This window comes from Streptomyces sp. NPDC020362 (assembly GCF_040642095.1).
Classification (GTDB): Bacteria; Actinomycetota; Actinomycetes; order Streptomycetales; family Streptomycetaceae; genus Streptomyces.
Window position 1 is genome coordinate 1 of sequence record NZ_JBFAET010000111.1, and the last position, 16,742, is coordinate 16,742.

General features: G+C 71.7%; 14 protein-coding genes. 8 read left to right on the forward strand and 6 right to left on the reverse strand.

All coding sequences use genetic code 11. From position 1 onward, the window contains the following. Positions 1 to 72: 72 nt before the first annotated feature. From AB0H32_RS30665 to AB0H32_RS30680, 4 genes are all read right to left on the reverse strand, one after another. Positions 73 to 792, reverse strand: coding sequence for a class I SAM-dependent methyltransferase (locus tag AB0H32_RS30665; RefSeq protein ID WP_361127042.1), 720 nt, complete (start codon positions 790 to 792; stop codon positions 73 to 75). A 142-nt stretch (positions 793 to 934) separates the two neighbouring features. Next, positions 935 to 3,520, reverse strand: coding sequence for a SpoIIE family protein phosphatase (locus tag AB0H32_RS30670; RefSeq protein ID WP_361127045.1), 2,586 nt, complete (start codon positions 3,518 to 3,520; stop codon positions 935 to 937). Positions 3,521 to 3,672: 152 nt separating this feature from the next. Then, on the reverse strand, positions 3,673 to 6,108 hold the full coding sequence (locus AB0H32_RS30675; RefSeq protein WP_361127048.1) for an MFS transporter: 2,436 nt from the start codon (positions 6,106 to 6,108) through the stop codon (positions 3,673 to 3,675). Between the two features lie 154 nt (positions 6,109 to 6,262). Then, complete coding sequence (locus AB0H32_RS30680) at positions 6,263 to 6,706, reverse strand: SRPBCC family protein (protein ID WP_361127051.1); 444 nt, start codon at positions 6,704 to 6,706, stop codon at positions 6,263 to 6,265. A 133-nt stretch (positions 6,707 to 6,839) separates the two neighbouring features. Between AB0H32_RS30680 and AB0H32_RS30685 the strand changes: the two genes are divergently transcribed. From AB0H32_RS30685 to AB0H32_RS30700, 4 genes are all read left to right on the forward strand, one after another. Beyond that, positions 6,840 to 7,904: an Rv2578c family radical SAM protein gene (locus AB0H32_RS30685; protein WP_361127054.1), complete on the forward strand. Its 1,065-nt coding sequence runs from the start codon at positions 6,840 to 6,842 to the stop codon at positions 7,902 to 7,904. Positions 7,905 to 8,040: 136 nt separating this feature from the next. Continuing rightward, positions 8,041 to 9,600, forward strand: a complete 1,560-nt coding sequence (locus AB0H32_RS30690; protein ID WP_361127057.1) for an alpha/beta hydrolase — start codon at positions 8,041 to 8,043, stop codon at positions 9,598 to 9,600. 54 nt (positions 9,601 to 9,654) lie between these two features. Then, a complete protein-coding gene (locus tag AB0H32_RS30695; RefSeq protein WP_361127060.1) occupies positions 9,655 to 10,062 on the forward strand; it encodes a RidA family protein in 408 nt (135 codons plus the stop codon). Positions 10,063 to 10,102: 40 nt separating this feature from the next. Further along, positions 10,103 to 10,627 (forward strand): GNAT family N-acetyltransferase, encoded by a 525-nt coding sequence (locus tag AB0H32_RS30700; protein WP_361127063.1) that lies wholly within the window; start codon positions 10,103 to 10,105, stop codon positions 10,625 to 10,627. Between the two features lie 7 nt (positions 10,628 to 10,634). On the opposite strand, the gene AB0H32_RS30705 is transcribed toward AB0H32_RS30700, so the two are convergent. Next, a complete protein-coding gene (locus AB0H32_RS30705) occupies positions 10,635 to 11,210 on the reverse strand; it encodes an adenylosuccinate lyase (protein ID WP_361127066.1) in 576 nt (191 codons plus the stop codon). Positions 11,211 to 11,623: 413 nt separating this feature from the next. On the opposite strand from AB0H32_RS30705, the gene AB0H32_RS30710 reads away from it, so the two are divergent. Together AB0H32_RS30710 and AB0H32_RS30715 are read left to right on the forward strand one after the other, a co-directional pair. Continuing rightward, on the forward strand, positions 11,624 to 13,429 hold the full coding sequence (locus AB0H32_RS30710; RefSeq protein ID WP_361127069.1) for a 3-hydroxyacyl-CoA dehydrogenase family protein: 1,806 nt from the start codon (positions 11,624 to 11,626) through the stop codon (positions 13,427 to 13,429). A 169-nt stretch (positions 13,430 to 13,598) separates the two neighbouring features. Next, positions 13,599 to 14,420 carry a TetR family transcriptional regulator gene (locus tag AB0H32_RS30715; RefSeq protein WP_361127072.1) on the forward strand — a complete coding sequence of 274 codons (822 nt, stop codon included), beginning with the start codon at positions 13,599 to 13,601 and terminating at the stop codon, positions 14,418 to 14,420. 158 nt (positions 14,421 to 14,578) lie between these two features. Here the strand turns inward: AB0H32_RS30715 and AB0H32_RS30720 are convergent, their stop codons facing one another. Further along, entirely contained in the window at positions 14,579 to 14,917 is a 339-nt protein-coding gene (locus tag AB0H32_RS30720) for a hypothetical protein (protein ID WP_361127116.1), read from the reverse strand. Here AB0H32_RS30720 and AB0H32_RS30725 point away from each other — a divergent pair. Together AB0H32_RS30725 and ccrA are read left to right on the forward strand one after the other, a co-directional pair. Beyond that, the gene (locus AB0H32_RS30725; RefSeq protein ID WP_361127075.1) at positions 14,798 to 15,061 is read left to right on the forward strand and encodes a helix-turn-helix domain-containing protein; all 264 of its coding nucleotides are present in this window, start codon (positions 14,798 to 14,800) and stop codon (positions 15,059 to 15,061) included. The genes AB0H32_RS30720 and AB0H32_RS30725 overlap by 120 nt on opposite strands. A 343-nt stretch (positions 15,062 to 15,404) precedes the next feature. Further along, positions 15,405 to 16,742, forward strand: a complete 1,338-nt coding sequence (ccrA, locus tag AB0H32_RS30730; RefSeq protein WP_361127107.1) for a crotonyl-CoA carboxylase/reductase — start codon at positions 15,405 to 15,407, stop codon at positions 16,740 to 16,742.

Consider the following 16,742-nt stretch of genomic DNA (forward strand, 5'->3'; position numbering starts at 1 on the left):
GCGGCCTGCCCGGCCGGCCGGGCACGGGCCCGCCGGACGGGACCGGGTCCGGCAGCAGACCGGCGGACCGGCTCACTCCCCGGCCAGGACGAACCAGCGCGCCGGCAGGTCTATGCGGGTGCCGTCCGCGAAGTACTCGGTCTGCGGCAGGGTGGTGTCGCCGTCGGCGAGCACCTTCAGGCCGGCCTCGCCGAGCACCCGCGGGATCTCCGCGTCGTCGGCGTCGGCGGGCTTGAGGCCGTGGTGGAAGACCCGGCGCAGCTTGGGCGGCGGGCCGCCCGGGTCGGCCGCCGCGCGTTTGAGGACGTCGCGCGAGCCGGAGGTGAGTTCGACCACGAACGCGCGTCCCTCGGCGCCGATGAGGCCGGCGACGGCGGAGGCCACCGCGGCGCGGGCGTCCGGTTCACTCTGGTGGATGACGGCCCGCATGTACACGTGGCTGTCACCGAGCCGCTCGTGCAGGGCCCGCACGGAGTCGGTGTCGGTCAGGTCGAGCTGCTGGAACTCGACGTCGCCGCCGCTGCCGGCCCGGCGGGCGTGCTCGACCGCGGCGTGCGAGAGGTCGACGCCGACGGCGCGGGCGAAGCGGGTGGCGAGGTAGCGGGTCTGGGTGCCATTGCCGCAGCCGAGGTCGACGATGGTGCGTGCGGTGTCCGCGTAGGGCAGGAACAGCTCGCTGTGCGGCTCGGCAGTGAGGGAGGGATCGGAGTCCCAGATCGCCTCGCCCGCCCCGTCGGAGGTCTGGAGCCAGTAACTCTCCCACGCGTTGCGGTAGTTGTCCGAGACGTTCATAGCGCTCTCCCCACGGTCGGTTCCGTGATCGGGATATCGCGACGGTCGTGCGCGGGGCAAGGGGGAAGCGTCACCTTCACCGGATGTACGGACGCAGGTCACCCCTCAGGGGGCGCGCAGGGAGATCGCGCGCGCCCTTGGTTCATCGTCTTCCGGTGAGGGCCTGCTCGAACCAGACGGTCTTGCGGTGTCCGGTGGCGCTGGCACCCCACTCGCGGGCCAGGCGGCTGACCACGCGCAGGCCGCGGCCCGACTCGTCGTACGGCCCGGGACCGAGCATGGCGGGCAGGTCCGGCTCGTCGTCCGTGACCTCGCACAGCAGCGCCTGGGTGCGCACCAGCCGCAGTCCGATCCGGTCGCCGCCGCCGTGCTGGACGGCGTTGGTCACAACCTCGCTGACCAGCAGCTGCGCCGTCTCCACGGCCTGCGGCAGACCCCATTGCAGCAGCTGGTCGCCGACCAGCCGGCGAGCCCGTGCCACCTCGCGCGGGTCGGTGTCGAGCTGCCACTCGGCGACGTGGTCGTCGGGGATGCCGTTGAGCCGGGCCATGAGCAGGGCGACGTCGTCCTTGCGGCCGCCCCGGGTGTTGAGGGCACGGATGATGGTGTCGCAGGCGGCGTCCATCGAGGCCGCGGGGTGGGCGGCGGACTCGCAGAGCGCGGCCAGGCCCTCCCCGATGTCGCAGCCGCGCACCTCGACCAGTCCGTCGGTGCACAGCACCAGCCGGTCGCCGGGCGAGACACGGACGACGGTGGACTCGAAGGCGACACCGCCGACCCCTATGGGCGCGCCGGTCGGCAGGTCGAGCAGTTCGCTGCGGCCGTCCTCGGCCCGCACCAGAACGGGCGGGATGTGTCCGGCGTTGGCGAGGTGGAGTTCGCCGCGGATCGGGTCGTAGACCGCGTACAGACAGGTGGCGAGGTAGTTCTCGCCGAGCCGCCGGGCCAGGTCGTCCAGGTTGCGCAGGAGGTGGGCCGGTGGCGTCTCCATGGCGGCCATGGTCTGCACGGCCGTGCGCAACTGACCCATCATGGCGGCGGAGTTGAGGCCGTGCCCCATGACGTCGCCGACCACGAGAGCGGTGCGGGAGCCGGGCAGCTTGATGGTGTCGAACCAGTCGCCGCCGATCCGGCCGAGCCGGGTGCCGGGCAGATAGCGGGTGGCCACGTCGCAGCCGGCCATCCGCGGGGTCACCTGCGGCAGCATGCTGTCCTGCAGGGTGTCGGCGACGTTCTCCTGGTAGGTGTACATGCGGGCGTTGTCGAGCACGAGCCCGGCACGGGCGGCGAGTTCGGCGCCGGTGGTGCGGTCCATGTCGTCGAAGGCCGGGCGGTCGGGACGGCGCATCAGCACCATGAACCCGAGGACGACGTTGCGCGCCTTGAGCGGGACGATCAGCAGGGAGCGGCCGTTGATCAGGGGCCTGAGGTCACGCTTCTCGAACTCGCCCGAGATCCGGTCGCCCAGTTCCTCGGTCACCCTCGGGATGATCACCGGTTCGCCCGTGACCATGCACTTGTAGAACGGGGTGTGTTCGGGGAAGGCGAAGGACTCGCCGACCGGCACGGTGTCGTCCCAGCGGCCCGGTTCGTCGTTGTGCTCGACCCACACCCGGAACATCACGGTGGTGGCGTCCGGCGGGCCGTCCGGGAAGCCCTCGCCGGCCAGGACGGCGGCGCGCAGGTGGGTACCGGCGAAGTCCGCGAAACGGGGCACGGCGGCACTGGTGACCTCGCGGATGGTCTCGCCTAGGTCGAGCGAGGAGCCGATGCCGGAGCTGACCTCGTTGAGGAACTCCAGGCGCTCGCGCACGGCGGCGTACTCGAGTTCCCGCTCGGCGCCGACGGGGATCACGGGGGCCGCCGTGCGCTGCTGCGGTACGACGGCTTCGGTGCGGGGGCGTCCCGGGCGCCGCGGCACACCCCAGTTCGGGGTGACGGGCACCCGGTCGTACTGGCTGAACTCCAGGACGGGGTAGCCGAGTTCGAGGACCTGGGAGACGATGCGTCCGCTGAGTCCCGGGCCCATGTTGGGCAGGATCTCGGGGAGCCGGCGGGCGAGGTCCTCGGGAGCGGGCAGTTCGGTGTGGCGGGCGAAGCCGGGCGAGATGCGTTCGGCGGTCTCGTCGTCGTAGCCGCGTTCGTTCCGCAGCCGGGTGGCGTCCGCGGCGAGCACCAGCAGCCGGGAGGGCCCCGGGCCGATGAGCGGGTAGGCCCACCACAGCACGTCGATCCGCGCCTCGTCCTCGTGCGGGACGTCTCCGCGCGCAAGGTCATCGCGTGGAAGGTCCTCGTGCGACACGTCCGCGCGCGGGAGATCCTCACGCGATACGCCCTCGTGCGGTACGTCCTCGCGCGAAAGGCCCGCATCCGAAGGGTTCTTGTGCGGGAAGACGCGGGCGCGGCCCGCAGTCGCGTAGCCGGTGCGGCCGCCGAGGGAGGCCTCCAGGTCGGGGCCGGGTCCGTCCTCCGCCTCGTAGGAGCCGTAGGCGTCCGGCATCGCGTCGCCGAGGTCGTCGGGGAGCGCGCCGGAGACCGGCAGCAGGTCCGCGGCGGGATGCCCGACCGCGTCCTCGCGGCTCACCCCGAACATCCGACGTGCGCCGCTGCTCCAGTGGGACACCAGGCCGTCCCGGTCGACGACCACCACGGCCAGCGGAATCCTGCCGGCCACGGCATCACCTGCGCCGCGGCCGGGAGGTGTGTCCCGCTCGCTGCCACGGTCCATGGCCCAGGCCCTCTCTCCCACGGCTGTTCGCAAACGATCTGTGAAGCCTGCCACTACGGTACGGCGGCGCCCGGTCGCGATGTGTGGCAATCCTGGAATTGGTTTCACCGGATCCCACCGGCGCGCAGCTCAGCGCCCTGCGGGCGCCCCCCTCAGTCCTCGTGGCCCAGTTGCAGGTCCCGCTCGGTGCGGCCACCGCTCGCGACCTGCAGGACTGTTGCGACCGGCGGGTAACCTGCGGCGATGACGGTGTACTCACCGGAGGAGAGGTCGACGAACCGGAACGTCCCGTCGGCCCCGGTGGTGAGAGTGTCGACGACATTGCCCGCCGCGTCGAGGAGCGTCACGCGCGCGTCCTCGACGGGACGGCCGCCACCGGACCGGACGGTGCCCTTCAGGACGGCGCCGCCCGCGAGTTCGATGTCCTGACGGGTCTCTCGGGAGGCCTGGACGGTCACCGGGAGCGCGGCGGGACGGAAGGCGGGGGCGCCGGCCGCGAGGGTGTACTCGCCGGCGACGAGTTCGGTGATGACGTAGCCGCCCTCGCGGCCGCTGCGGGTGGTGGCGACGACCTCGCCGTGCACGTTGGTGAGGGTGACGGTGGCGTCCCGGACGGCACTGCCGTCGGCGGTGAGCACGCTGCCGGCGAGGCGTCCGGCGCCGCCGAGGACGACGTCCAGTTCGACGGGCCGCTCGCCGACGGTCACGGTGACGGCCTGCGGCTGGTGGCCGCCCGCGGCGGCGATCAGCACATACGCCCCGGAGCCCGGCGTGGAGAGCGCGTAGCGCCCGTCCTCGCCGCTCGCGCCGCGCCCGATCTGCTGTCCCGCGACGTCGATGAGGGTGAGCGCCGCCCGGGGCACCATGGTCCCGTCGGGGTGCTGCACCGTGCCGCACACCGGGATGCCGGCGACATACGGCGAACGAAGCGGGACGGGGGTCCCCCCGGCCGAAGGCTGGGGGCGGGCCTGCGGGATGGACGCGGTCACGGTGGCGGGCTCCGACTCGGTGGCGTTGTGGGACACCAGCGGTTTCTCCTTGAGGAAGAAGGCGATGAGCAGGCCGAGGGCGAGCACCGGGACGAGGTAGAGGAAGATCCGGGGCATCGCGTCGGCGTAGGCGCGGACGTAGGCGTCGCGCAGGGCCGGCGGCAGCGCATGGACGAGCTGTGGGGTGAGGGACTCCGGGTCGGGCAGGCGGGCACCCGTGCGTGCGGGAAGTTCCCTGCGCAGCGCTTCGGTGAGCCGGTCGGCGAAGAGGGTGCCGAAGACGGCGGCGCCGATACTGCCGCCGATCTGCCGGAAGTAGTTGTTGGCACTGGTGGCGGTGCCGAGGTCGGAGGGGCGCACGGAGTTCTGCACGGCGAGCACCAGCACGGGCATCACCAGACCGATGCCCGCGCCGAGGACCGCCATCCAGATGCTGTAGTGCAGCCGGGGTGTGTCGGTCTCCAGCCGGGACAGCAGCCACATGCCGACGGCGGCGAGGGCGCCGCCGAGAAGGGGGAAGACCTTGTAGCGGCCGGTGTGGCTGATGAGCTGCCCGCCGACGACCGAGGCGCCGACGATGCCGGCCATCATGGGCAGCATCAGCAGCCCGGACTCGGTGGCACTGGCTCCGTCGACCATCTGCAGGAAGGTCGGCAGATAGCTGGCGGCGCCGAACAGCGCGACGCCGATCACCAGGCCGACCAGGCCGGTGACGTTGAAGACGGAGTCCCTGAACAGCCTGAGCGGGATGAGGGGTTCGGCGGCGAAGCGCTCGGCGACCAGGAAGAGCACGGTGGCGGCGAGGGCTCCCGCCCCGAGGCCGAGGATCTGCCGGGAGTCCCATGCGTACGTCGTGCCGCCCCAGCTGGTCAGCAGCACCAGGCAGCTGGAGGCGACGGCGAGCAGCAGCGCGCCGAGGACGTCGAGACGGCCGCGGACCTGCGGCCCGGGCAGTTTGAGGACGGCGGTGACGACGGCCAGGGTGAGCAGGCCGAAGGGGACGTTGACGTAGAAGCACCAGCGCCAGGAGAGGTGGTCGGTGAAGTAGCCGCCGAGCAGCGGCCCGGCCACGGAGGCGAGCCCGAAGGCGGCGCCGATCAGGCCCATGTAGCGTCCGCGCTGCCGGGGCGGCACGATGTCACCGATGATCGCCTGCACGCCGATCATGAGCCCGCCCGCGCCCACGCCCTGGACGGCCCGGAAGGCGATCAGCTGGTCCATGCTCTGCGCCCGTCCCGCGAGCGCGGAGCCGACCACGAAGACCCCGAGCGCGAACTGGAAGACGCCCTTGCGGCCGAAGAGGTCGCCGACCTTGCCGTACAGGGGCAGGCCGATGGTGGAGGTGAGCAGATAGGCGGTGATCGCCCAGGACATCCTGTCCAGACCGTGCAGCTCGCCGACGATCTTCGGCAGGGCGGTGGCGACGATCATCTGGTCCAGCGCGGCGAGCAGCAGCGCGAGCATCAGCCCGACGAAGACCAGTCGCACCCGGCGCGCGCCGAGTGCGGCGGCCGGCGCGGGTGGTGGCGCCTCGGCGGCGGTCTCCAGCGGAGCCGGTGCCACGACCGGCTCGTGCCGCACCACAGTCGTCCCGCCCACGTACCCGCTCCCCTCGTCGCGCCTGTCGCACACTTCCCGCGTCCGGCGACAACTGCGCACGGCTGGGGCGGGTTACGGCACGTACCCGAACGGGACGGAGGTCCACTCGAACCGGTGAGGGGCGCAACGCCCCTTCACCGGCAGGTGTTTGACGTCACTTCTCCACGTGGGCGGCGAGGTTGGCGAGGATCGCGTCGTAGATCCGGCCGAGGCCCTTGGGTGCGAAGGTCTTCTCGAAGAAGCCGCCGATGCCGCCGGCGCCCTTCCAGGTGGTGGTGGCGACGACCCGCGAGCTGCCCTCCCCGGCGGGGGTGACGCGCCAGGTGGTGACCATGGAGGAGTTGCGGTCCTTCTCGACCAGCTCGCCGTCGGTGGGCTCGCTGACCTCGAGGAGGCAGTCGCGCACGCGCTTGCTGGTGGCCTGGAGCTTCCAGTGGACGAGGGTGCCCTCGCCGTCGCCGCCCTCGCGCACCTCGTACTCGCTGAAGTGCTCGGGCAGCAGTTGCTGCCGGGTGCCGCTGTAGTCGGCGAGCGCGTCGAACACCTTCTCCGCGTCCGCCGCGACGACCCGCTCCGTAGTGGCCTCGACCTGCGCCATTGCGTTCCTCCAGGACCTGGTTTCTCGGGGTTGGGGCAAGCCAACCACCCCGGCGCCCGGCCGCCCAAATCGGGGTCGCACGATCATGGGAACAGATGTTCTATTCTGTGCCGAGTGCTACCGAGGAGGGGTCATGCGCTGGGAGAACCTCACCGTGGATTCCGGCGGGTCCGACGGTCACAGCCGGGCCGCCGACACCGCGCTGTTCGGCGCGGACGCCGTCACCACCCGCACCTTCGACACACCCGAGTTCCGTGGGATCACCTTCCACGAGGTGCGGGCCCGCTCGGTCCTGAACCGGGTGCCGGGCGCCTCGCGGATGCCGTTCGAATGGACGGTCAACCCGTACCGGGGCTGCTCTCACGCGTGCGTCTACTGTTTCGCCCGCAAGACGCACAGCTATCTGGACCTCGACACCGGGATCGGCTTCGACACCCAGATCGTGGTCAAGGTGAACGCACCCGAGGTGCTGCGCCGCCAGCTGGCCTCCCGGCGGTGGCAGGGCGACCACGTGGCGATGGGCACGAATGTCGACTGCTATCAGCGCGCCGAGGGCCGCTACCGGCTGATGCCGGGCATCATCTCGGCCCTCACCGAGCACGCGAACCCGTTCTCGATCCTGACCAAGGGCACGCTGATCCTGCGCGACCTGGACCTGCTGACCCGGGCGGCCCGGGTGACGGACGTCGGCATCTCGGTCTCCGTGGGCTTCACCGACGCCGAGCTGTGGCGCACCGTGGAGCCGGGCACACCCGCGCCCGAGCGCCGCCTGGACGTCGTGCGCACCCTCGGCGAGCACGGCATCGGCTGCGGGGTGCTGATGGCGCCGGTCGTCCCGTTCCTGAGCGACCATCCGGCCCAACTGCGGGAGACCGTACGCGCGATCGCGGCGGCCGGGGCCACCTCGGTCACGCCTCTCGTGCTGCATCTGCGGCCGGGCGCCCGGGAGTGGTTCATGAGCTGGCTCGCCCGGCACCACCCGCACCTGGTGCCCCGCTACGAACGGCTGTACGCGGAGGGCGCCTACGCGCCCAGGTGGTACCAGCGCCGGATCACCCGTCAGGTGCACGAGCTGGCCCAGGAGTACGGCATCGGACCCACCCGCGCGGGCCTGGCCCGGCGCATCCGGCCGGCCTCGGCCGCGGAGGACGCCGGCCTCCCGGCCCCGTCCGAACCGACCCAACTCACCCTCATGTGAGAGCGTTGGAGGGCATCTTTCGGCCCAATTGGGTCAACAATGAAGATTGTATGTTCTTTCGAGCCCTGTCCCCGGGACGATCCGGCGAGAGCCGTGACCCGCGCGGTTCGCGTCACCCTCCGTCCCGGGAGGACCCATGAGAACACGCGCAGCCGTGCTGTGCGCAGCAGCCGTCATGGTGGCGGGCTCGGTCTCGGCCGTGCCCGCTCAGGCGGCCCCCTCCGCTGTGGAGAAGCTCGACTGGAAGGCGTGCGGCACCCACGAATATCCGACCCTCGAGTGCACGTCCGTGAAGGTGCCGCTGGACCACGCGCACCCGTCCGGCACGCAGATCAGCCTCGCCCTGTCCCGCGTCCCGCACACCGCGAAGACCTCCCAGGGGCCCCTGCTGGTCAACCCCGGCGGCCCCGGCGGCAGCGGTCTGACCCTTGCCGGATTCGTCGCCTCGGCGCTCCCCAAGGACGTGGCGGCCCAGTACGACGTCATCGGATTCGACCCGCGCGGCGTCGGCAAGAGCACGCCGGCGCTGAACTGTTCGTCCGGCCGCTTCAAGCCGGTGCGCGCGGACACCGTGCCCGCCACCACGGCGATGGAACAGGAGAGCCTCAAGCGCGCCCAGTCCTTCGCCTCCGTGTGCAACGCCAAGTACGCGAGCGTGCTGCCCCACATCAACACCGTCAACGCCGTCCGGGACATGGACTCCATCCGCCAGGCCCTGGGCGCGGAGAAGATCAACTACTTCGGCTACTCCTACGGCACCTACCTCGGCGCGGTGTACGCGAAGCTCTTCCCCGAGCGGGTGCGCCGCCTGGTGCTGGACTCGATCGTGAACCCGACCGGCGTGTGGTACGAGGACAACCTCGGCCAGGACTACGCCTTCGACGCCCGCCACCGCGCCCTGATGGCCTGGATCGCCCGGTACGACTCGACGTACCGGCTCGGCACGGACCCCGCCAAGGTCGAGGCCCAGTGGTACGCGATGCGCACGGCCCTCGCGAAGAAGCCGGCGGACGGCGAGGTCGGCGCCGCCGAGCTGGAGGACGCCTTCATCCGAGGCGGCTACTACAACGGCTACTGGCCCTACCTCGCCGAGGCGTTCGCGGCCTACGTCCACGACCAGGACCCCGAGCCGCTGGTGACGGCGTTCCGGGACTTCGCCGCCGTGGACGCCTCGGGTGACAACGGGTACAGCGTGTACGCGGCGGTGCAGTGCCGTGACGCGGACTGGCCGCGCGACTGGAAGCGCTGGCAGCAGGACACCTGGGCCGTGTACGCCAAGGCACCCTTCATGGCCTGGAACAACGCCTGGTACAACGCGCCCTGTGCGTTCTGGCCGGGCGAGACCGAGAAGCCGCCGAGCGTCGCCAACACCGAACTGCCGCCTGCGCTGTTGTTCCAGGCGACCGACGACGCGGCGACCCCCTACCCGGGCGGCGTCGCGACGCACCGCCTGCTGGCCGGCTCCAGCCTGGTGGTCGAGCAGGGCGGCGGCAACCACGGCATCACGCTGAGCGGCAACGCCTGCCTGGACGGGTACCTGGCCGCCTATCTGACCGACGGCAGGATCCCGCACGGCAGCGGCGTGGCCGACGCGGTCTGCCAGAAGTCCCCGGACCCGAAGCCGCTGGCGGCGAAGGCCACCCCGGCGTCGTCCCGCGGCTCGACCCTGCACCGCCTGCTGGGCTTCCGCCGATAGGCAACCCCCAGGCCCGTCGAGGGCGTTGTCACACCCGTGGTCCACCATGGACGTATGACTGAACCGACCCGGATCCCGGTCCCCGACGGGGTCGCCCCCGCCGCCCAGTACAGCCACGTGGTGACGGCCACCGGCCGCCTCGTGGCCGTCTCCGGCCAGCTCGCCCTGGACGAGGACGGCAAGCCGGTCGGCGTGGGCGACCCCGCGGCCCAGGCCCGGCAGGTCTTCGAGAACCTGAGGCGCTGCCTGGCCTCCGCCGGGGCCGGTTTCCAGGACGTCGTCAAACTGACCTACTTCGTCACGGACATGGCGTACATGCCGGCGATCCGCGCGGCCCGGGCCGCGCACATACCAGACGACCGGCTGCCCGCGGCCTCCGCCGTGCAGGTGGCCGCGCTGGTCGCCCCGGAGTTCCTGATGGAGATCGAGGCCATGGCGGTGGTCGGCGCCGAGGGCGATTGACCCCGGGCGGCGCGCCGGGGAGCCTCTCTAGGCTGTCGCCATGGACGACCGCATGATCCGCATCCGCCCGATGACCCTCGCCGACTGCGACCGCGTCTCGGAGATCCGCATAGGGGGCTGGCAGCACGCCTACCGCGGGCTCGTGCCGCAGCACTACCTCGACGCACTCAGCGTGGCGCAGGACGCCGAGCGGCGGCGGGCCCGGTTCGCCGAGGGGAACGGCGCGGTGGTGAACCTGGTCGCCGAGCACGACGGCGAGGTCGTCGGCTGGGCGGCCCACGGGCCGTACCGCGACGGTGAAGTGCACACCGGCGACGCCGAGTTGTACGCGATCTACCTGGACCCCGCCCACCTCGGCAGCGGGATCGGGCGGGCGCTGCTGGCCGAGTGCGTCGGGCAGTGCTCCCGGTACCCGCGCATGTTCCTGTGGGTCCTGAAGGAGAACGCGCGCGCCCGGCGCTTCTACGAACGGGCCGGATTCCGCGCGGACGGCGCGCAGGAGCCGTTCGAGGCGGGCGGCGTGGACGTGCCCGAAGTCCGGTACGTGAAGGAGCCGATGCGCTGAGCCGCGGTCACCTCGGCTGCGGGATCCGCGCCAGTGCGTGCACCGCCGCCTCGGCGAGCACCGGATGGGCGAGGGCCTCGTTCAGCACGCGCCGGGCGCGGGCGTCGCCGAGCGCACCCAGCCCCTCCACGCAGGCGAGGGCCACCCGACGGTACGGGTCGTGCGGGCGCAGCCGCCGTTCCAGCGTGGTGATCAGCGCGGGCACGGACTCGGGGGCGCGCAGTTCGACGAGGAGCCGTACCGGGTGCAGGGCGTAGGCGACGCGCAGTTCGTTGGTGGCGAGGGCGGCGGCCGCGCGGGCGGTGCGCGGGTCGCCGAGGCGGGCGAGGGCGTGGGCGGCCGAGGCGCAGCGCGGCGGGTCGCGGTGGTTGAGCAGCAGCACCAGGGACTCGAAGGCGCGCCGGTCCCCGGCGCGGCCCAGCTTGAACGCGGCCAGTTCCCTGGCCCACAGCGGCTGTCCGGGCGCGGTGAGCACCTCGGCCAGTTCGTCGTGGTCCCCGGTCGCCAGCAGCCGGTCGCACGCCGCCGAGCCGTGCGACTCCTGCCGTAAGCGTTCCGTGAGCGATCGCAACTCTTCGTCCACGAAGACCAGCGTAGGCGGGTCACAGCCGCGGGGGGAGCTACATCACAAACTCCGTCCACCCCAGGCCTGGCGTGCTCGTTACTCGCCGGTTAAGCTCATAAGAGCGAGGTAACCCCCTCGCGTTTGCGCCGACGACGGTTTGGTGACGCAGCCGTCGTCGGAGACACCCCCGACGCCCTCAGGGCAGTTGGGGGAGCTGGTCGGTTCGGTACATCGGTACCGCTGTACGACCCGGCTCCGGGACAGGGCCGGTCGGATTCCGCCGTTCCCCGGGCGTGTGCACGCCCGCGGCACCGGCACCGGGCGTGTGCGCCAGCAGCCCGGCAACACCCGCACTCATCAACGCACCGGCGTGCGCCCTCGGGCGCACCCGGCGCGCTCCTCGTCGTCACCCTCATTCCTGGAGTCCCGCGATGGCCACTCCCCTGTCCGACACCCCTCTGTCCCCGTTCAAGACGATCGCCGTCGTCGGCCTCGGCACCATGGGCACCGGCATCGCCGAAGTCCTGGCGAAGGCCGGCCGCGAGGTGATCGGCATCGACATCAGCGAGGCCCAGGCCGCGAAGTGCGTCGCCGCCCTGGAGGCCGCCACCGCCCGTGCCGTCGAGCGCGGCCGGATCACCGAGCAGGAGCGCGCCGACGCCCTGGCCCGGGTCCGCACCTCCACCGACCTCGGCGCGGCGGCCGACGCAGACCTGGTCATCGAGGTGGCCCCGGAGTCGTACGAGATCAAGCACCAGATCTTCCGTGCGCTGGACGGCATCGTCCGCCCGGAAACCATCCTCGCGACCGGCACCAACGCCCTGTCGGTCACCCGGCTCGCCGCCGACTCGGCCCGTCCGGAGCGCGTGCTCGGCCTGCACTTCTTCAACCCGGCCCCGGCGATGAAGCTGGTCGAGGTCGTCTCCTCGGTGCTGACCGCGCCGCAGGCCGTGGCCGCGGTCACCGACCTCGCGATCGAGCTGGGCAAGGAGCCGGTCGCGGTCGGGGACCGCCCCGGCTTCGTCGCGGACGGTCTGCTGTTCGGCTACCTCAACCAGGCCGCCGCGATGTACGAGGCCAGGTACGCCTCCCGTGAGGACATCGACGCCGCGATGCGGCTCGGCTGCGGCCTGCCCATGGGCCCGCTCGCGCTGCTCGACCTCATCGGCATCGACACCGCGCGCACGGTCCTGGAAGCCATGTACACCGAGTCCCGCGACCGGCTGCACGCCCCCGCCCCGATCCTCAAGCAGCTCAGCGAGGCGGGCCTGACCGGCCGCAAGTCCGGGCGCGGCTTCTACACGTACGAGGCGCCGGGCAGCGCCACGGTCGTGGCCGACGCCCTGACCCCCGCCGCCGGCGGCTCCGGGACCCCCGGCCGTACCGTCCGCTCGGTCGGTGTGGCCGGCTCCGGCACCATGGCCTCCGGGATCGCCGAGGTGTTCGCCAAGGCCGGGTACGAGGTCGTCCTCGCCGCCCGCAGCGAGGAGAAGGCCCAGGTCGCCAAGGCGCGGATCGGCAAGTCGCTCTCGCGCTCCGTCGACAAGGGCCGGCTGACCGCCGAGGCCGCCGCCCAGACCCTGGACCTGATCACCCCTGCGGGCTCCTACGACGCCTTCGCCGACGTGGACCTGGCCGTCGAGGCGGTCGCCGAGGACCTGGAGATCAAGCAGCAGCTGTTCGCGACGCTGGACAAGGTGTGCAAGCCGGGGGCGGTCCTGGCCACCACGACCTCCTCGCTGCCCGTGGTCGCCTGCGCCCGCGCCACCTCGCGCCCGCAGGACGTGATCGGCATGCACTTCTTCAACCCGGCCCCGGCGATGAAGCTGGTCGAGGTCGTCCGCACGGTCCTGACCGCCGACGACGTCCACGCCACCGTCCGCGAGGTCTGCCTGAAGATCCGCAAGCACGCCGTGGACTGCGGCGACCGGGCCGGTTTCATCGTGAACGCGCTGCTGTTCCCGTACCTCAACAACGCGGTCAAGATGGTCCAGGAGCACTACGCGTCCCTGGACGACATCGACGCGGCGATGAAGCTCGGCGGCGGCTACCCGATGGGCCCCTTCGAGCTGCTGGACGTCGTCGGCCTGGACGTCTCGCTGGCGATCGAGAAGGTGCTGCACCGCGAGTTCCGCGACCCCGGTCTTGCTCCGGCCCCGCTGCTCGAGCACCTGGTGGCCGCGGGCTGCCTCGGCCGCAAGACCGGCCGTGGCTTCCGCGAGTATGCCCGCCGCTGACGGCGTCGGCGACTGGTTCGACGACGCCTCCGAGGGCCCGGACTGGGGCGGGCTGCTCGATCCGGCCGGGTCTCCCCCGCCCACCCGAACCGGCGGACCCCCGCCCGTCCCGGGCGGGGGAAACCCCGGACCTGCGCATCCAGCTGCGCACATGCAGTACGTTCGGGTCATGTCCCAGCCCGCCAAGTCCTCACGTACACCAGCCACGCCCGACGCGCCGGAAAGTGCCGCAGGCAGTCGTGCCGCCGCCCAGCGGCTGAAAATGCGCCGGGAACTGGCGGCCGCAGCGATGGAACTGTTCGCGACCAAGGGGTACGAGGCGACCACCGTCGACGAGATCGCGGCCGCGGCCGGGGTCGCCCGGCGCACCTTCTTCCGCCACTTCCGTTCCAAGGAAGAGGCGATCTTCCCGGACCACGACGACACATTGATCCGTGCCGAGGCGGTGCTCAACGCCGCCCCGGCGCACGAGCACCCGCTCGACACCGTGTGCCGCGGCATCAAGGAAGTCATGAGGATGTACGCGGCCCGGCCGGAGATCTCGGTCGCCCGCTACAAGCTGACGCGCGAGGTGCCCACCCTGCGCGAGGCCGAGATCGCGTCGGTGGCCCGCTACGAACGCCTGTTCACCCGCTATCTGCTCGGCCACTTCGACGAGCACGCGCACGCCGACGACGCCAACGACGATCCGCTGCTCGCGGAGGTCGCCGCCTCCGCCGTCGTCACCGCCCACAACCACGTCCTCAGGCGCTGGCTGCGGGCCGGTGGCCAGGGCGACGTGGAGGCCCAGCTCGACCATGCCTTCGCGATCGTGCGCAAGACCTTCGGCTCGGGGATCGGGGCCGGCCGTCAGGCCTCGCCCCGGCCGGCCTCCTCGGCCTCCCCGGCGTCGGTGGTCACGCAGGGCGAGGTGCTGGTGACCGTCGCCCGCACCGACGCACCGCTCGACGAGGTGATGCGCACGATCGAGCAGGCGCTGAAGGAGCGCTAGCGCCCGTCCGGCCTGAAGGAAGAGCGCCAAGAGGTGCGGGTCCGCCTCGCCCGTCGGCAGGCCGGCCACCGGTCGTCCGGTCGCCGGGGCCGGCATCAGGCCGAGCATGTGGTGACCGGCGGCGAGCAGGACCCGGGGGCGGCCCGGCAGCGGCCCGATCAGGGGCAGTCCGTCGGGGGCATCGCGCGCGGGCCCGTCCACTCCCGCTCGCGCCGCTCCCGGTCCGCGCCCGGCAGGTACGGCCGCGCGGCCGCCACGACGGCGTCCACGCGGCCCCGCCGGAAGCGGCCCTCCCATGGACTCGGCCCCTTCCCGGCGTGGTGGCCGCGGCGGTGCGGCCGGAGCGGGCCCGGTGCGCGGCGGGGGTGCCGGCGGGGGTGCCAGAGCGCGAGGACTGGCCGCTGCTGCGGCAGACGCTGATCGCGCGGGCCGAGTGCGGCTTCCAGCTCGCGCGGACGGCCGACCGGCTGGAGATCCGCCGGAACACGCTGCTGCACCGGCTCACGAAGATCGAGGAGCTGTCCGGGCGCGGAGTGCGGGAGCCGAGGACGGAGCCGGCGCTCCGTCCGGCATGGCCGGCATGGCCGACGGATCTTCTCCGACACCCACAAGACCGCTCATTATCACCTACTCGACAGTAGGTTTGATCGATCATCGCTCATTTGTTACGTAAAGATTTCATCTGAGGGCAAGTTCTGGCACTCAGTGCCTTGTCACCTGACACGCGGTGTCATACGTTGAAGAGGTCCGGGCGGCCGACGAGCAGAGACCGATCGCTCGTCGGCTGTCCCCGCAAGCCGATGGCCTGCGCGCCCGGACGCCTGCGTCACAGGCAACCTCCTGCGCCACAAAGCGCTGCCGAAGCACCACCCGCCGAACCGACGGCACGTTCCACCAAAACCCTCAGCAGCACTCTCAACAGCACCGACGAACCCTCAGCGCCCCTCCCTCAGGGTGCTCACCGCCGGAGGCAACACCGTGACCGTGAAGGACATCCTGGACGCGATCCAGTCGAAGGACGCCACGTCCGCCGACTTCGCCGCCCTGCAGCTCCCCGACTCGTACCGCGCGATCACCGTGCACAAGGACGAGACGGAGATGTTCGCGGGCCTGGAGAGCCGCGACAAGGACCCGCGCAAGTCGATCCACCTGGACGATGTTCCGGTGCCCGAACTGGGCCCGGGCGAGGCCCTGGTGGCCGTCATGGCCTCCTCGGTCAACTACAACTCGGTGTGGACCTCGATCTTCGAGCCGCTGTCCACGTTCGGGTTCCTGGAGCGCTACGGCAAGGTCAGCGAGCTGACCAAGCGGCACGACCTGCCGTACCACATCATCGGCTCCGACCTCGCGGGCGTCGTCCTGCGCACCGGCCCGGGCGTCAACGCCTGGAAGCCGGGTGACGAGGTCGTCGCGCACTGTCTGTCCGTCGAGCTGGAGTCCAGCGACGGCCACAACGACACCATGCTCGACCCCGAGCAGCGCATCTGGGGCTTCGAGACCAACTTCGGCGGCCTGGCGGAGATCGCACTCGTCAAGTCCAACCAGCTGATGCCGAAGCCCGCGCACCTGTCGTGGGAGGAGGCCGCGGCCCCCGGCCTGGTCAACTCCACCGCCTACCGGCAGCTGGTCTCCCGCAACGGCGCCCAGATGAAGCAGGGCGACAACGTCCTGATCTGGGGCGCGAGCGGTGGGCTCGGCTCGTACGCCACCCAGTTCGCGCTGGCCGGCGGCGCCAACCCGATCTGTGTCGTCTCCAGCGACCAGAAGGCGGACATCTGCCGCTCGATGGGCGCCGAGGCGATCATCGACCGCAACGCCGAGGGCTACAAGTTCTGGAAGGACGAGCAGACCCAGGACCCGAAGGAGTGGAAGCGCTTCGGCAAGCGCATCCGCGAGCTCACCGGCGGCGAGGACATCGACATCGTCTTCGAGCACCCCGGCCGCGAGACCTTCGGCGCCTCCGTGTTCGTCACCCGCAAGGGCGGCACCATCACCACCTGCGCCTCGACCTCGGGCTACATGCACGAGTACGACAACCGCTACCTGTGGATGTCGCTGAAGCGCATCATCGGCTCGCACTTCGCCAACTACCGCGAGGCCTGGGAAGCCAACCGCCTCATCGCCAAGGGCAAGATCCACCCGACCCTGTCGAAGACCTACTCCCTTCAGGACACCGGCCAGGCGGCCTTCGACGTCCACCGCAACCTGCACCAGGGCAAGGTCGGCGTGCTGTGCCTCGCCCCCGAGGAAGGCCTGGGCGTGCGCGACGAGGAGATGCGCGCCAAGCACATCGACGCCATCAACCGCTTCCGGAACGTCTGA

Excerpts from the sequence above, each read along its gene's own strand:
- AB0H32_RS30700 (WP_361127063.1), top strand. The coding sequence starts at position 10,103 with ATGGACGACCGCATGATCCGCATCCGCCCGATGACCCTCGCCGACTGC.
- AB0H32_RS30690 (WP_361127057.1), top strand. The coding sequence starts at position 8,041 with ATGAGAACACGCGCAGCCGTGCTGTGCGCAGCAGCCGTCATGGTGGCG.
- AB0H32_RS30680 (WP_361127051.1), bottom strand. The coding sequence starts at position 6,706 with ATGGCGCAGGTCGAGGCCACTACGGAGCGGGTCGTCGCGGCGGACGCG.
- AB0H32_RS30715 (WP_361127072.1), top strand. The coding sequence starts at position 13,599 with ATGTCCCAGCCCGCCAAGTCCTCACGTACACCAGCCACGCCCGACGCG.
- AB0H32_RS30670 (WP_361127045.1), bottom strand. The coding sequence starts at position 3,520 with ATGGACCGTGGCAGCGAGCGGGACACACCTCCCGGCCGCGGCGCAGGT.
- AB0H32_RS30665 (WP_361127042.1), bottom strand. The coding sequence starts at position 792 with ATGAACGTCTCGGACAACTACCGCAACGCGTGGGAGAGTTACTGGCTC.
- AB0H32_RS30685 (WP_361127054.1), top strand. The coding sequence starts at position 6,840 with ATGCGCTGGGAGAACCTCACCGTGGATTCCGGCGGGTCCGACGGTCAC.
- AB0H32_RS30695 (WP_361127060.1), top strand. The coding sequence starts at position 9,655 with ATGACTGAACCGACCCGGATCCCGGTCCCCGACGGGGTCGCCCCCGCC.
- AB0H32_RS30710 (WP_361127069.1), top strand. The coding sequence starts at position 11,624 with ATGGCCACTCCCCTGTCCGACACCCCTCTGTCCCCGTTCAAGACGATC.